The sequence below is a fragment of the Inquilinus sp. KBS0705 genome (genome assembly GCA_005938025.2).
Taxonomy (GTDB): Bacteria; Bacteroidota; Bacteroidia; order Sphingobacteriales; family Sphingobacteriaceae; genus Mucilaginibacter.
The window spans coordinates 56,819-73,406 of sequence record VCCI02000001.1 but is presented as its reverse complement, the minus strand read 5'-3'; the positions used below and the strand labels follow the sequence as shown (position 1 = coordinate 73,406).

Annotated in this window: 17 protein-coding genes; all 17 read left to right on the top strand. The window is 37.4% G+C overall.

Annotated features, from left to right (window positions below; genetic code table 11):
- Positions 1-10: 10 nt before the first annotated feature.
- The 17 genes from FFF34_000380 to FFF34_000300 all read left to right on the top strand — a co-directional run bounded on the left by FFF34_000380 (position 11) and on the right by FFF34_000300 (position 16,575).
- Positions 11-526 carry a UpxY family transcription antiterminator gene (locus FFF34_000380; protein TSD65889.1) on the top strand — a complete coding sequence of 172 codons (516 nt, stop codon included), beginning with the start codon at positions 11-13 and terminating at the stop codon, positions 524-526.
- Positions 527-657: 131 nt separating this feature from the next.
- A complete protein-coding gene (asnB, locus tag FFF34_000375; protein TSD65888.1) occupies positions 658-2,439 on the top strand; it encodes an asparagine synthase (glutamine-hydrolyzing) in 1,782 nt (593 codons plus the stop codon).
- Positions 2,408-3,562 carry a glycosyltransferase family 4 protein gene (locus FFF34_000370; protein ID TSD65887.1) on the top strand — a complete coding sequence of 385 codons (1,155 nt, stop codon included), beginning with the start codon at positions 2,408-2,410 and terminating at the stop codon, positions 3,560-3,562. The genes asnB and FFF34_000370 overlap by 32 nt, the downstream gene beginning before the upstream one ends.
- On the top strand, positions 3,546-4,409 hold the full coding sequence (locus tag FFF34_000365) for an ABC transporter permease (protein TSD65886.1): 864 nt from the start codon (positions 3,546-3,548) through the stop codon (positions 4,407-4,409). The genes FFF34_000370 and FFF34_000365 overlap by 17 nt, the downstream gene beginning before the upstream one ends.
- On the top strand, positions 4,409-5,716 hold the full coding sequence (locus FFF34_000360) for an ABC transporter ATP-binding protein (protein ID TSD65885.1): 1,308 nt from the start codon (positions 4,409-4,411) through the stop codon (positions 5,714-5,716). Before FFF34_000365 ends, FFF34_000360 begins: the two co-directional genes overlap by 1 nt.
- Before the next feature lie 5 nt (positions 5,717-5,721).
- The gene (locus tag FFF34_000355; GenBank protein ID TSD65884.1) at positions 5,722-6,375 is read left to right on the top strand and encodes a hypothetical protein; all 654 of its coding nucleotides are present in this window, start codon (positions 5,722-5,724) and stop codon (positions 6,373-6,375) included.
- 12 nt (positions 6,376-6,387) lie between these two features.
- Entirely contained in the window at positions 6,388-7,005 is a 618-nt protein-coding gene (locus FFF34_000350) for a CatB-related O-acetyltransferase (GenBank protein ID TSD65883.1), read from the top strand.
- A gap of 80 nt (positions 7,006-7,085) precedes the next feature.
- Positions 7,086-8,024 carry an acyltransferase gene (locus FFF34_000345; GenBank protein TSD65882.1) on the top strand — a complete coding sequence of 313 codons (939 nt, stop codon included), beginning with the start codon at positions 7,086-7,088 and terminating at the stop codon, positions 8,022-8,024.
- A complete protein-coding gene (locus tag FFF34_000340; GenBank protein TSD65881.1) occupies positions 8,021-8,887 on the top strand; it encodes an alpha-1,2-fucosyltransferase in 867 nt (288 codons plus the stop codon). The genes FFF34_000345 and FFF34_000340 overlap by 4 nt, the downstream gene beginning before the upstream one ends.
- Complete coding sequence (locus FFF34_000335; protein TSD65880.1) at positions 8,884-9,909, top strand: glycosyltransferase; 1,026 nt, start codon at positions 8,884-8,886, stop codon at positions 9,907-9,909. The genes FFF34_000340 and FFF34_000335 overlap by 4 nt, the downstream gene beginning before the upstream one ends.
- Positions 9,906-11,021, top strand: a complete 1,116-nt coding sequence (locus FFF34_000330) for a glycosyltransferase (GenBank protein TSD65879.1) — start codon at positions 9,906-9,908, stop codon at positions 11,019-11,021. Before FFF34_000335 ends, FFF34_000330 begins: the two co-directional genes overlap by 4 nt.
- Positions 11,022-12,020, top strand: a complete 999-nt coding sequence (locus tag FFF34_000325; GenBank protein ID TSD65878.1) for a glycosyltransferase family 2 protein — start codon at positions 11,022-11,024, stop codon at positions 12,018-12,020.
- The gene (locus FFF34_000320; protein ID TSD65877.1) at positions 12,013-12,951 is read left to right on the top strand and encodes a nucleotide-diphospho-sugar transferase; all 939 of its coding nucleotides are present in this window, start codon (positions 12,013-12,015) and stop codon (positions 12,949-12,951) included. The genes FFF34_000325 and FFF34_000320 overlap by 8 nt, the downstream gene beginning before the upstream one ends.
- Complete coding sequence (locus FFF34_000315; GenBank protein TSD65876.1) at positions 12,948-13,736, top strand: hypothetical protein; 789 nt, start codon at positions 12,948-12,950, stop codon at positions 13,734-13,736. The genes FFF34_000320 and FFF34_000315 overlap by 4 nt, the downstream gene beginning before the upstream one ends.
- Positions 13,737-13,916: 180 nt before the next feature.
- Positions 13,917-14,693, top strand: a complete 777-nt coding sequence (locus FFF34_000310) for a glycosyltransferase (GenBank protein TSD67925.1) — start codon at positions 13,917-13,919, stop codon at positions 14,691-14,693.
- A 9-nt stretch (positions 14,694-14,702) separates the two neighbouring features.
- Complete coding sequence (locus tag FFF34_000305; GenBank protein ID TSD65875.1) at positions 14,703-15,656, top strand: FkbM family methyltransferase; 954 nt, start codon at positions 14,703-14,705, stop codon at positions 15,654-15,656.
- A gap of 1 nt (position 15,657) precedes the next feature.
- Positions 15,658-16,575 carry a glycosyltransferase family 2 protein gene (locus FFF34_000300; protein ID TSD65874.1) on the top strand — a complete coding sequence of 306 codons (918 nt, stop codon included), beginning with the start codon at positions 15,658-15,660 and terminating at the stop codon, positions 16,573-16,575.
- The last annotated feature ends 13 nt before the right edge of the window (positions 16,576-16,588 follow it).

The window sequence follows — 16,588 nt, the reverse complement described above, 5'->3', positions numbered from 1 at the left end:
TTTTTAAAGTATGACTTTAAAACCAACCATAGGCACACCTAAATGGTATCCGGTGTATACAAATGCGCGTGCCGAAAAAAAAGCATATGCCGCCCTAATTAATAAGGGTATCGAAGCATATTTACCCTTGCAGCGTCGCATAAAGCAATGGAGCGACAGGAAAAAATGGGTTGAAGAACCTTTAATTAAATCATACTTATTTGTGCGTATTGTGGATAGTGCCCAGGCAGATGTATTAATGACCAGGGGCATAGCTCGCTTTATATACTTTTCGGGCAAAATTACGCCTATGCCCGACAGGCAGATAGAAGACCTGAAATTGTTAACGGCAAGCTCGTTAGACTTAGAGATTACTGAAGAGAATTTACAACCAGGAGAAAAAATAGAGATAAAGGCTGGCTTACTTAAAGGTATTATAGGCGAAATAATATCGTACAAATCGCAAAAACAATTATTATTAAGGCTTGATAACCTGGGTTGCTCGGTTATAGTTAATGTTGCTGCATCATTAATAAACAGGCTTTAATCTTTATATTTAATAAATTGGCTTAGGCCATAACATATAACCAGTTGCTGGTTTTTTTAATCGGCTAATAAATAATGAGTTACAAAAAACAATTGTGACTTACGGGGCGAAGCTATGAATAGAGGTGAACAATGTGCAGGATAGCCGGATTAATAAATAAGCGCTTAAGCGGGGAAGAAATAAAGCATAAGGTACAAGCCATGTGCGATAGCTTACAACATGGCGGGCCGGATGATGAAGGAGTTTATTATGATGCCGTAACTAATACAGCGTTAGGCAACCGCCGGCTATCTATCATAGACCTTAGTACAAACGGGCATATGCCAATGGCCGACGTTGATAAAAAAGCCTGGATAACCTTTAACGGCGAGATTTATAATTATAGAGAGTTAAAGAAAGAATTGATAGCGCTTGGCGCTAAATTTTCGTCAGATACCGATACGGAAGTAATTTTACAAGCCTACCTGTTTTGGGGCACTCAAGCCTTTACAAGGCTTAGGGGTATGTTTGCATTTGCTTTATATGATGCTGTTAAGCAACGCACCTTGCTGGTACGTGACACTAATGGCATTAAACAATTATATTATTATATAAATGATGGACAATTAGCATTTGCTTCGGAGATACGCGCACTAAAAAAGGCTGGTATAGCTACCACGCCAGACCCAAACTGGCCTATTTGGCTTTTGGCCTTAGGGAATATTCCTGAACCACACACTACACTAAAAGGGGTATTAAATTTACCCAAAGGCCATTTTTTAACCTGGCAAAATGATGGCACTTATAAAATAGAAAGTTACCTACAGGACAAGAAAAGCAATTACATAACTAATGAGAAAGATGCTACACAGCGAATTGCCGAACTATTAAAACAAGCTGTTAGTCGCCAGTTGATTGCCGACGCGCCTATCGGGGTATTTTTAAGCGGGGGTATTGACTCAAGCTTGCTCACTTTGTTAGCTGATAAACAAAAGAAAGACGGCCTTAAATCACTTTCGGTATTTTTTAACGAAGACAGGTATGACGAACGCATGTATCAAGACGTGGTATCTGACAAAACAGATTGTAAGAATTATAAATTCCTGGTTCAACAGCAAGATTTCGAAGATGTCTTTCCTGACATTTTAAAGGCAATGGATATGCCTACTACAGATGGCATCAATACATGGTTTATAAGCAAATATGCACATCAGGCAGGGTTAAAAGCTGTACTATCGGGCATTGGTGCCGATGAACTTTTTGGTGGCTATCCATCTTTTAACAGGATAAAATATTTGCCTTATTTAAGAAAACTTCCCACTTTGTTTTCATCGGTTATTAGCATTGCTAACAATCGTTTTAAAAAATTTGAATACCTTAAAAATAACCACCCCTTAGCTGATTATCTATTTCTAAGAGGCCTATACAATCCCACATTGGTTGCGCAAATTCTGGACACTACAGAACAGGATATAAATAACACCTTGTTTGGGTCTAACAACTTTCCTGATCTTGGCAATTATAATAAACAACACGCTGCCTGGTTTGAAAACAACTTGTACATGCAAAACCAATTGTTACGAGACACCGATGTAATGAGCATGAACCATAGTTTAGAAGTAAGGGTACCATTTTTAGATGAAGACTTTAAAGCCTTTATTGAGACCATACATCCGGATATACGGTTTAGCAGCAAGCAACCTAAAAAAATATTGATCGATAGTTTTAAAAACCTGTTACCTGAAACCGTATGGAACAGGCCTAAAATGGGCTTCACCTTTCCATTACAACAATGGATGATAAATAATGAGGCGATAAGGGATGAGAGTATTTATAAAACCACACAGGCAAAAAAACTAATTAGAAAATTCAAAACCGGGGAGTTGCATTGGTCGCGGGCATATGCGCTTTACCAGGTACAAACGTATGTATAAAAACATCGTTTTATTTTCGTTACAAACATTTAGTACTACCGGCGGCATCCAAAAAATGACCCGTACGCTTGCCCATTCCTTACAAAATATCTGTAAAAAAAACGGATGGGACTTTAAGCTATCGTCATTGTATGACAACTGCAGCGATGTGATGCCGCAATACGTCACCGGCAATAGTTTTAAAGGTTATAACAATAGTCGTTTGAAGTTCGTTTGCGGGTCACTTTATTCTGCCCGAAAGCCGGATATTATAATTTTAAGTCATATTAACTTAGCATTGATAGGATTGATCATTAGCTACATTAATCCTAAATGTCGAGTTTGGTTGATAGCACATGGCATCGAAATTTGGCGGCCACTACCCTATCATAAACGATTGCTACTTAAAAAATGCCATAAGGTAATATGTGTAAGCAAGTTTACTAAAGACCAGGTGATAGCCCGGCATCACATAAAGCCCGAAGTGTGTGAAATATTGAATAACGCGGTAGATCCGTTTATGAAGCTGCCCAAAACATTTACCAAGCCCGATTACCTGTTAAAACGATACGGTTTAACCCCTGCCAACCATGTTATATTTACCCTATCGCGTTTAGCCTACTCTGAACAGTATAAAGGGCATGATATGGTAATAAAGGCAATAAGCAGGCTTAAAGACCAATTTGCCGATATTAAATATGTGCTGGCAGGCCAGTACGACACAGTTGAAGAATTGCGTATAAAAAAACTGATAACCTACTATAAGGTGAGCGATCAGGTTATATTAACAGGCTTTATCAACGAGCAAGAATTTGTTGATCATTTTTTAATGGCCGATTTATTTGTTTTACCAAGTAAAAAAGAAGGCTTTGGAATTGTTTTTATTGAAGCACTCGCATGTGGCTTACCGGTAATATGCGGTAATGCCGATGGCAGTGTTGATGCTATACTAAACGGGAAATTGGGTACAGCCATTAATACCGATAACGAAGCGGAGTTAGAAAAAGCAATTATTGATAATTTAACCCTACCATTAACTATTAGCCGCAGGCAACATTTACAAGATAAATGCCTCCAAAATTTTAGCGAGCAAAATTATATTGATAAATTAACCCAATTACTAATTGATGAGCCAACCGGATAACGAAGATTGGGATATTGAAATTAAACCCGAAACAGGGTTGTTCGATCTGCATTTAAAAGATGTTTGGCATTACCGGGACCTACTGTTACTGTTTGTAAGGCGCGATTTTGTATCGTTTTATAAGCAAACCATATTGGGGCCTATATGGTTTTTTGTACAGCCGGTTATCACCATTATTTTTTACTCGTTTGTTTTTGGCACATTGGCGGCAATACCTACCGATGGTGTACCCCAACCCTTGTTTTATTTAGCTGGCACCATATTATGGAACTACTTTGCAGACTGCCTTAACAAAACATCAACTGTATTTAGAGATAGCGCGGGCTTAATGAGCAAAGTATATTTTCCACGCTTAATAATGCCGCTAAGTATAGTTGCCTCTAACCTGGTAAAATTTGGTGTGCAGATGGCTCTTTTTTTCGCGCTGCTTATATTTTATTATGTAAAGGGCACACACATAGCTATTAATGCTTATGCTCTTTTGCTACCGTTCCTTATCATATTGATTGCAGCACAGGGCCTGGGGTTGGGTATGATCATATCTGCTGTTACAACCAAATATCGCGATATTGCTTTTATAGTAAGCTTTGGTGTACCCTTATTAATGTACACCACAACGGTAGTTTACCCCCTATCTGTAGCCGAGGCGAAATTCCCGCAATACAGTTGGCTAATAAAGTTAAATCCCGTTACCGGCATTATAGAAACTTTTAGGTATGGCTTTTTAGGTAAAGGGAGTTTTAGCTTTGAGTTATTAGCTTATAGTAGTATAGTAACTGCCGCATTGCTTTTTGCAGGCATAATCATATTTAATAAGGTTGAAAAAACATTTGTTGATACCGTATAATGGCTAAAGCGATAAAAGTTGAAAACCTTTCAAAAGCCTATCAGTTAGGCGATTTTGGCACCGGAACTATATCCCGCGACCTGGAACGCTTTTGGGCACGTATGCGTGGTCAGGAAGATCCGTTTTTAAAAATAGGCGAGCTGAACGATCGCACCAAAAAAGGCACAAGCGATGTGGTTTGGAGCCTGAAAGACATTAACTTTGAAATTCAACAAGGCGATGCAGTAGGAATAATTGGCCGTAACGGTGCAGGCAAAAGCACATTACTTAAAATTTTAAGCAGGGTAACCTCTCCTACTACCGGTTCGGTAAAGGTAAAGGGGCGAATTGCCAGCCTGCTTGAAGTAGGTACGGGCTTTCATCCTGAACTAAGCGGCCGAGAAAATATATACTTAAACGGTGCTATACTTGGCATGCGTAAAGCCGAGATCAAGCGTAAGTTTGATGAAATTGTCGATTTTTCGGGGGTTGACAGGTACATTGATACACCTGTAAAACGCTATTCATCAGGCATGTATGTAAGGCTGGCTTTTGCCGTTGCCGCGCACCTGGAAAGTGAGATATTAATAGTTGATGAAGTACTTGCCGTAGGCGATGCCGAGTTTCAGAAAAAGTGCCTCGGTAAAATGGGCGATGTAAGCAAGGGCGAAGGGCGCACTATACTTTTTGTCAGTCATAACATGGCAGCTATTAATCAACTTTGTACAAGCGCCATCTCACTTAAGAATGGCGAAGTTGCCGGTATTGGCCCTACCAGTAAAATGGTAGATGATTATCTGAAATCTGACCGTACTGCCGAAACCTATATTAGCTTTGACCAAGGCGCGCCTTTACGTGTTGGCAACCAAAAAGTAAAATTTAAAGATGTGTATCTTTCAAAAACGGGAAGCATCGAGAATAACCGGGTATTCTCCATAGGCGATTCCATACACATCCTATTTAACCTGCAATTTGTTAACCCTAATCAAAAATTGGTCAGAACATCTGTCGAATTAAAAACAGTAGATGGCGTGCGGATAGCTAATATGATAGATGCTGATTCGGGTTTCCAGGTTACTGCAGCAGCAGATACAAACTTATACCAGATAATATTAAAAGATGTAAGGTTATATCCCGGCACTTATTACTTAAGCCTGTATGCCGGCGACACATCAAGTACGGAGATATACGATTACCTTGAAGATTGTATTTCGTTTGAAATAGTTGACGGGGGAAAATTAACCAACAGAGCCTTGCCAAAATCAGCAGGCTTACTTTTTCTGACACCAGAGTGGGGAGCAGTTAACAATATATCTAACAATCCATAATTATTATGCTATCAGCAATAAAGCGATTAATAAAAAAGACCTTTATTTATAACTGGTACAACAGCCAGAAACTTAAAAGAAAAGCTTTTATTGACAAAAAACTCATATTAGATAATTGGTATCAAAATGGTAAGCCTCTTCCGCCTCCACATCTATATAAAATTGATAATATCCGCCAATATGCTAACAAATTTAACACAAAGATATTTATTGAGACGGGTACTTACCTTGGCGAAACCCTCAACGCAAGTAAACAGATTTTTAAAAAATTAATATCAATCGAACTTGATAAAACGCTTTATAAAAATGCAGCCAATATGTTTGCAAACGATAAGCATATAAAAATTTATAACGGTGATAGCGGATTGGTTTTGGAAGAAATATTAATTGACGTTACTGAACCTTGTTTATTTTGGTTAGATGGGCACTACTCTGAAGGTATTACAGCCAAAGGTGAGTTAAATACCCCTATAATAAAAGAACTGAAACACATCTTTAATAATCCAATAAAAAACCATGTGGTTTTAATTGACGATGCGCGTTGTTTTAACGGAGAGCATGACTACCCTACAATAAACGAATTACAGAAAATTGTCAGAGAATATAACCCCAGTTATACTTTTTTGGTACAAGACGATATTATAAGAATACATGTTTAACAAAGGGAGTGTATGATAAAGCCATTGCTTAAGCGTCTTCTTATTCAACTTAAAAAAGTTACAAAGATAGCTTTGCCCGATCCGGCGAAAAAAGACAAAGAAATTTCAACTAATTTACCTACTGAATTTTTAATCAATACCACCATCGAAATAGGTGAAAACACATTTATTGATAACCATTGCAGTATTGGTAGCTACACTTATATTGGAAGTAATACATATATAACTAAAGCTATTATAGGGCGATACTGCAGTATAGGTAATAATGTAAGTATTGGCCCCGGAGAACATGACCTTAACAAAATATCAACCAGCGCATGGTTTTACCAATCACCTTATGATACACTAACTCAAAAGGAATGTGTAATAGGAAATGATGTCTGGATAGGTGTCGATTGTATTATTAAAAGAGGTGTAACAATTAGCGACGGAGCGGTAATAGGTGCCAATTCTGTAGTTACTAAAGATGTGCCCCCTTACGCGATTGTTGTCGGCAGTCCTGCGAAAGTATTAAAATATAGGTTTGATGACAAAGGTGTACATGTGTTAATGGCATCCGGTTGGTGGAATTATGATTTGGATGAGGCGAAAGAAGCGCACGAAAAATTAAGGTCAATAATTAACACTTAATTATTTTACTATTGATCTATTCGCCGATTACAAGCACAACAATTAACAACAAAATATTAAGCATTCAATACTTAAGGGGGATGGCTGCATTAGGTGTAGTTTTATGCCATTATTGCCAAGCTTTAAACATTAGCGCCACGCTTAAAAACATATTTACCTTTGGCCAAACCGGGGTATACGTTTTCTTTTTAGTTAGCGGCTTTATTATAATTTACTCGCTTATTAATTCGGGGTATAAAACTAATATGTTTTTTACCTTCTTGCTTAAGCGCTCATTACGAATAGATCCTGCATATTACATCACCCTGATTATAACCTTGCTCTTTTTTAAATACCTGGCTACCATATCACCGGTTAAAACAGCAAGTTTTAATTTTATTCCGCTGCAATTTTTGGCGCATGTAACTTATGTTTTGCCATTTACTAAATATCCCTTTTATGCACACGTCTTCTGGACGCTTTGTGTCGAGTTTCAGTTTTATTTAATTATCGGCTCTCTTTATTTCTTATCCGGCAACTTTATATTTAAAACAATATTCCTTCTTTTATTTAGTTTGTTAGGTTTTGCTAACTGGCCAAATGGTTATTACTTGGTTTTTAATTACGCTCCTATCTTTGCCGCAGGCATCGCATTGGTGTCATTGTATCAAGATAGAAATTGGCTTAACGCAAGCCTGGTGGTAATATTTTTACTATTTACCGAACGTAAATTTGGCATACCTGTTTTTGTGTTGTTAAGTACTGCTTGCCTTTTAATACTATTCTTAAAGCAGAAAATTAAACCTCTATCTTTTTTAGGCGACATATCTTATTCTTTATACTTAACGCATACTTTAATATTTGCCTTGCTTGCAATCATTCAAAATAAATTTCATTTAACAGTTAGTGATTATCCTTTATTGCTGCTTTTTCTTGAAACTATAATTGCCATATTTTTCGCCTATGTTTTTTATATGCTCATAGAGAGGCCTTCTTTATATTATTCAAAAAAGATATTCTATAAAAAGCAGCTTGCATGATCATTGTTAAACTGTTGGGTGGCTTAGGGAATCAGTTATTTCAATATGCCTTCGGCAAAAAAATGGCACTTAAGTATAATAGTACATTAAAATTCGACCTTGTATTTTATCAAAATAACCCTTCCCGGCGGTATGAATTAGATTGTTTTAACATTACTGCATCAATAGCCTCACAGCAAGAGATTGATGAGCTGCTTCAAAAAAATACTATTCAGTTAAACAAAAAATTTAAGCTCCCATTTACATCAAAACCCTATTATATACACGAAAAAAGCTTACAGTTTAACCCTGCTTATTTTAAAACCCAAAAAGAGGTGTATATAGATGGTTACTGGCAATCGGAGCAATATTTTATTGATCAGGAAAAAGAGATCAGAAAAGAACTCCAATTCAAAAATCATCCTTCCGAAGCTAATAAAGCCATCTTAAAAAATGTAGAAAGCTGTAATGCAGTAAGTATTCACATACGCCGCGGCGATTTTCAATCCGACGAGTTTGCAAATATACATGGCATTTGTTCGCTTAATTATTATCATCAAGCTATCGAAATAATTGTGTCTAAAATAACAGATATAGTTTTTTTCGTGTTTTCTGATGATATCATTTGGGCGAAAGAAAATTTAAAACCAATACAGCAAACTCATTATGCTGATGTAAATGATGAGACAAGCGGCTATGAAGACCTAAGGTTAATGGCAGCATGCAAACATCATATTATAGCTAACAGCAGTTTTAGCTGGTGGGGAGCATGGCTAAACCCCGATCCCCAAAAAATGGTTATTGCTCCCGAAAGGTGGTTCAAAGATGAGGAGCTGAATAAACAGGCGGCAAATATCACACCCGACGGCTGGATAAGGATATGACTAAGCCACTGGTTAGTATTATAATGCCCGTTTACAACTGCAAAGATTTTGTTGCTGCAGCTATTGATAGTATGCTAAGCCAAACGCTTACCGATTTCGAACTGCTTATTATAGATGACGCATCTACCGACAGTACTGTTGCTATTGTTAGCGGATATAATGATGCGCGTATTAAACTGATCATAAAACTGATTAACACCGGCCTTATTGAAAGCCTTAACATAGGAATTGACCTTGCAACAGGCACATACATCGCCCGTATGGATGGCGATGACATTAGCTACCCCGAACGTTTACAAAAGCAGGTTACTTTTTTAAATAACAACCCAGATGTAGCATTATGCGGCACATGGTATAAAATGCTTTCGTCGGGCGTAGTTGTAGAGCATCCGCAGCACAATGAGGATATAAAACTTGCCTTATTAGAATACTGTGCACTTGGGCACCCTACAGTTATGTTTAGGCGGCAATTTATTTTAGATAATAATTTAAAATACAACGAAGCCTTTGAAGCGGCAGAAGATTATGAATTATGGACAAGGATGGCTACCAAAGGCCGTATAGCAAATTTACCCGAAGTTTTGTTAACCTATCGCGACCACGATAGCCAGGTTTCAAAACAGAAAAAAGCCCTGCAATACCAAAATACTTTACGATGCCGAATTACGATGCTTTGCAACTGCCTTGGCCAGGTAAACCAACAAGATAAAGTTTACAGCAACATAGTAATTAACAATCAACCGGCTGAGAGTTTTCTGCAATTAAAAGACGTATTGAACTGGCTAAATGCGGTGTTGGCATCCAACCAACTATTGCTGAATTATAAAGCTTTCGAGCATTACATCAATTCAAAAAAAGGGAACCTGATAGCTGCGTTTTATATTAATGCCCCCGCTTTTCACCCGGGTATGCTATATGATTTTTTCAGGCTTAAAACGCAATATCAGTCACACTTATCAGCCAATCAAAATTTACGCGTTATTGCCAAGTGCTTAACTTTTTGGGCTAAAAGCACTGCATGAAAAAACATATTATTCTTACAGAGCTATTTGAAACAGGTGGCAGTAACTCTCATTTAAAAGTACTGATTCAATACTTTAAAAGCGGCTCGGTGATACTGGCATTAGCAGATAAAGATCAATTGCCTTATTTGCAAAATATTCATTCGGGCGATAATTTAAATCTTAAAATATTGCCGGGCTTGCATCAGTTTGCTTGTTTAACTTACCGGCTTTCTACCAATATAAGGGAGGGCATGTTAATAGCCTACTCTATTACGCGACTTTTATTTTTGAGCATCAAAAACGGCTTTGCTGATATTACAATTTCGGCAGTAGCACCCGAAAAGCACCTTTATCTTTTTTGGATCCCGTTTATTAAAGTTACCTATATATTGCATACGCTGCCCAGTGGTACAATATCACCTTTTACAACGTATACCTGTAATGTACGTTTAGGCAAGCAAAAAAAAATAATAGCAGTTTCTGATGCCATGAATAAGCTGCTTTGTAAAGAGTGGGCAATAGACACCGATAAACAAGCCTACGTTGTTACTATACATAATACCCTATTACACCAAGACGTTGGCGATGATAACGTATTAACCGATGCAAATAAAAAAACAGTATTAACCATTGGCCGGGTTGATGAAAATAAAAACCCTGCCATGTGGCTACAGGTAGCACAGGCAATAACTGCAACAAATAACGATGTCGATTTTATATGGCTGGGCAACGGGCCTGAATTTGAGCACTATCGAAACTTAACCGTTAACGAACCCAATATTACTTTTAAAGGCCTTATAAAAAATCCCGAAGCTTATTTGAAAAAAGCAGCGGTTTATTATCAGCCCAGTTTTAACGAATCGCATGGCATTGCTGTGTTAGAAGCTATGCGCAACAGTTTACCGTGTATTGTTGCAAATGTGGGTGGTTTGGTAGAGTCGGTTACTGATAACGTTAACGGGCTATTAGCTGACCCTTTAAATTTTGAGCAAAATATAAACGCGGTGCGTAATTTATTGAGCGATACAGAAAAGAGTAAAACTTACGGCGACAACTCCCTTAAAAAGTATAACGAGTTATTTGCCTACCCCATTTTTAAAGCAAAAATGGATAATATTTATTGCACATAATTGGATAATCAGGCCCCAGGTATCTCCGTAATCATCTGTTGTTACAACAGCGCATTAAGGTTACCCGAAACACTTAGGCACCTGGCAATGCAGGTTACGTCATCTAATACAGCATGGGAGGTTATTGTAGTAAATAACGCGTCAACTGATGATACCGCTGCGACATCCAAAACTGAGTGGGCTAAATACAATGTGCCTATAAACTTTAAATTAATTGAGCAACCCATAACAGGTAAAACACAGGCACTGTTAAAAGGCGTCACCAAGGCTAAATTCGACTATATTTTAACTTGCGATGATGATAATTGGCTTAATGAGAATTATATTGAAAACGCCTTTAAAATAATGCGATCAGACCCCAATATTGGCGTTTTAGGCGGTTGCGGTATATTTGAACCAGAGCAGCCTTTTAACATTGATATCGACAATTATAAAGCTAAATATGTTAACGGCCCGCAAATGCAGGCAGATACCGAACATTGGTTATATGGCGCAGGGTCTGTATATAAAAAAGCGGTTTTTAATGATATAGTTGATAACCGTTGGAACCTTATTACATCCGGACGTATAGGGAATAAACTTAATGGCGGTGAAGACGTTGAATTTTGCTTTGTTGCTTATTTAAAGGGTTATAAAATTATTGCAGACGATAACTTGCAATTCAAACACTTTGTGCCACTGCAAAGGCAAAACATTAAGTATTTACTTAACTTATATTATTGGCTTAGCTACTCAAATGTGCTCTTGAACAGCTATTTCAATATTTTGCATAACGAAGTAAAGCCGATTGAACAGGTGCTTAATGGCTGGCTGCTGGCTTCGGGGCGGTCGTATTTAAAACAGTCTATTACAATGCTGTTCAAAAAACAATCGTTAGACGAAAAATTAGCTTATAAAGCCATCTCAGGTACATTTTTTTCGTTGCTGTATAATCGTAAAAAGATAATTGCGCATAACAAACACCTAAGGTTGTTAATTAAGCGGGATGCAAATGGATAATAAAGGTGGCTTTAATACCCCGGTTTTGCTGCTGATGTTCAATCGACCGGATACAACTATGCTGGTGTTTGAAAGGATTAAAAACGTACAACCTAAATATTTATACATAGCGGCTGATGGCCCCCGCAAAAACAACACAAAGGATGCTGAGCTTTGTAAGCAGTGCAGAGAAATAACTACGCTAATAAATTGGGACTGCGAATTAAAAACCTTGTTTAGGGATGAAAATTTAGGTTGTGGGAAGGCGGTATCGGAGTCTATTAATTGGTTTTTCGAAAATGTTGACGAAGGTATAATTTTAGAGGACGACTGCCTACCTAATGATAGTTTTTTTAGTTATTGTGAAACACTTTTAAGCAAATACAGGGAGGTAGCTAAGGTAATGATGATTTGCGGAACAAGTTATCAACCTAAACCGTTAAATTCCGAGACTTACTATTTTTCAAAATATGCACATGTATGGGGTTGGGCTACATGGAAAAGAGCATGGCAAGGCTATAATTTAAAACTTGAAGGGGAAAGTGAATTAACAATAAAGGATGTTATTAACTATAATTTTTCAAATACCCGTGAACGTAGCGTATGGAAATACAATTTAGGTATTGTTATAGACGGCCTGGATACATGGGATTATCAACTAATGTATTGGATATGGAAAAACAATGGCCTATGTATAATACCATGGAAAAACATGGTATCTAATATTGGTTTTGATGATAATGCAACGCACACATTTGATGCTAAATCAATTCAGTCTAAAATGGCACAGTACGAAATAACAAATATTACCCACCCACAAAAGATAAGTTGTAATAAAAAAGCGGATATATACGAACGAAACAACTTATTTATCGAGTCAAACACAAAATATTTGATTAGAAAATTAAAAGGTGCTAAAAATAGGGTCTTGAGATTCTGCAAAATAAAATGAATAATAAATTAGCTGTAATAGTAATTCCAATTCATAAAGCCACCTTGAATGCTAATGAGGTAATTTCGTTAAAACAATGTCTCAAAATTTTAAAGGATTACCCTATTGTTTTTGCATGCTCAAAAAATTTAAATACCACGCATTATCAAAAAATAATGGCCGATAATGCCGTTTTATTTAAAACAGAACATTTTAATGATATATACTTTAAATCTTCAGTGGGTTACAATAAACTAATGCTTACACCAGATTTTTATAAGGCTTTTTTAGATTATCAGTATTTACTTATCTATCAACTTGATGTTTACGTGTTTAAGGATGACCTTAAGTATTGGTGCAAGCAAAATTACGATTATATAGGTGCACCTCTTCTCCCTCACGAAAACCGAGAAAATGAGATGCAATTTTTAAAAGGATACTCAAAAATTTTAAACTTTATTAACAGAACTATTGGAACAAATTTTAAAATTAAAAATGTTGGTAACGGCGGTTTTTCCTTGCGCAAAGTCAAAAAATGCTATTGGTTATTAACGCTATCAAAATCAAAAGTTGCTGCATGGGGTACCAACCACGAAGATGGTTTTTTTAGATACTGGGGTAATATATTTTCCCCCATTTTTAAACTACCGACTGACGAAGTAGCCTTGCACTTTTCAATAGAGCATTCGCCCAAACAATCATTAAAAATTCTTGGTGGCGAAATGCCGTTTGGTTGCCATGCATTTGAAAAGTTTGAACCACATACATGGAAACTGTATATAAAAGATGAGAACTTCATTCCTTAAATTATTTAATTGAATATTAACCTACCTGATCTAAAAAAATATGGCTCAAGTTTTATAAGTAATGGTGTACACGTTCCTTTGCCTACCGTAGCTTTAAGTAAAACCGGCTTACTTAATGTATTACCCAAACCTGGTAATAACAAAACAGGCTGGCCATGGACAGAGGAAACCGAAGCTAATATTTACATCCCAGGCATCAACTGGCCAAAACTAACCATTGTAACACCATCGTATAATCAGGGTGCTTTTTTAGAGCAGACGATACGGTCGGTACTTTTACAAAACTACCCTAACCTGGAGTATATAATTATTGATGGCGGCAGTACCGATAATACCACGCAAATATTAAAACAATACGCCCCATGGATAAGTTATAAGCAAAGCCAAAAAGATGAAGGCCAGGGGCAGGCCATTAACATGGGTTTTAGTCTGGCATCCGGTGATTACTATGCCTGGATAAACAGCGATGATTATTATTTACCCGGTGTATTCCAAACAGTTATCAGCAGCTTTGTAAAAACTAAAGCAAACTTTATATACGGTTATGGCTATAACTACCACCTAAAACAACAGCGTTTAGAATTAGTTACAACCCTACCCCTGTACGACTACTTCCTTAGGATACCCTCGCTTATACAACCGGCTTGCTTTTGGAGTGCAAGCATTCATCAGCCTATTTGGGAGCAGTTGCAATGCTCGTTAGATTATGAGCTTTGGCTGCGTATAGTAAAGGGCAACAGCCGCAAATTAATAAAGCAGCCATTAGCCGTAGCTAATGTGCACGATGACGCCAAAACCTACGACCCAAAAATGAAAGCAGCCTGGGAAGCCGACCACCAATTAATTTGCGCTGCTGATGCCCACGGCGATGTACCTAATTGGAACAAAATGATATTTTGGAAAAAGATATTATCAGCGTTATACAAAATATCAGGTAGTTTACTAACCAAACTCTAAATAACAATATTGAAAAAACTCATTAAAAAACTACTGGCCCTGGCATCAGTAAAAATATCTGTTGTTAACAGAAAAAACCAACTGTTGCAATTAGGTATAAATGAGGGTAATTCGGCAACGCAGGATAATTATGAAAACATCCTGTTAAAAGATTTTGGCTTTACCGTTAACTATCACCGCCACCGATACATTATTGATGGCTTAAGAAAGATGTATACCTTAAAAGACCACTATCAGGCAGTATTCACCTTTGATGATGAGGCTTTGATCATAAAAATTGATGGCCTCACCTACCATGTTCAAACTTTTGAAGAGCTTTTTATACTGAACGAGATATTTATTGCCGGGGTGTATAACATATATATAAATCAGCCATTCCACTTAATTGATATTGGAATGAATGTGGCCTATACTTCGCTTTATTTTGCTCAAAAGCCAAATTGTATATCTGTAAATTCATTCGAGCCTTTTAAGCCAACTTATTTGCAGGCACTGGCAAATATTAATTTAAACCCGGCGGTAAAAAGCAAGATTGTTACTCATCAATATGGTTTAGGTAATAAAAACGAACTGGTTACGGTTACCTACGATAACTCCCTTAAAGGCAACATGGGTATTAATGGCGTACCCGATTATTTGTCGCACCAAATTCAACAAGTAGTTAGCGAGGAGATCACCATAAAAAACGCCGCAGAGTTTCTTACACCTATAGTAGACGAACTTATACAAACAGGGGCAAACATTATATTAAAGGTAGACTGCGAAGGTTCGGAATACGATATATTCAAATCATTTGCTACCACAAACATATTGCAAAGTTTTACAGCTATTATTTTGGAATGGCACTTTAAAGGGCCTGATGAGATCATCAATACACTAAAAGACAATGGCTATACCTTCTTATCGTTCGCGCCAAATGATGCCACAGCGGGCATGATATACGCGTTTAAAAACACCTTATAAATTGACTACGGCTTCAACTTATTCGCTTTTAGTACCCTGCTATAACGCCGAAAGTTATTTAGATAAGTTTTTAGCCAACATTGCAAAATTAAGCATTCCATTTGATGAGATACTGTTTTACGACGATGCCAGTACGGATGATACCGTAAGATTAATTTTAGCCAAAGGGTACACCCTAATACAAGGTAAAAGCAACAAAGGCCCCGGCTATGCACGCAACCGTTTGGCTCATGCAGCCACTGGTGATTATATCCATTTTCATGATGTGGATGATGAGATAGCCCCTGAATTTTTGAGCTTGGTTAAACAAAAGGCAGAACTATCAGTCCCCGATGTGATTGTAGGCTATGCCGACTGGATAGATAGCGCAACAAGGCAACCTTTAATTAGCTGGCGATATGACGAAGACCAAATAGCTACCGACCCATTGGCATACTTTATTGAGAACCCCCTGGGCGTAATAAATACCACTTATAAAAAAGATGCTTTTTTAAATGTAAGTGGTTTCGACGAAAAACAGCATTGCTGGGAAGATGCCGACCTGCATATCCGCCTGGCGCGTTCAGGTGCTAAATTTGTGGTTATTAACCAGGTAATTGCCTGGTCTATAAGGCATAATAATGGCATTAGCAGCAATCAAAAAAACTGTTGGCTATGCCGCTTAAACTATTTGGATAGCTACAAGCCCGGCTTAAACCAAAAGCAGTTATTGGCACTTGGGCAGCAGTATGAAAAGGCTGCTAACGCATTATTGCATTACAATAAATTTACCGCAGCCAAATTCGCTTTAAAACAAAGCCGGCAATGCGGTTATAATGCGCCAACACTAAACAACCCATTTTTTAAAGCGGTAAAAAGCATATCGCCAACTATGGCCTTTTTGTTAAAAGGCGCAATAGTTAACTTTATAAAAAAGTAATGCCATCGCACGC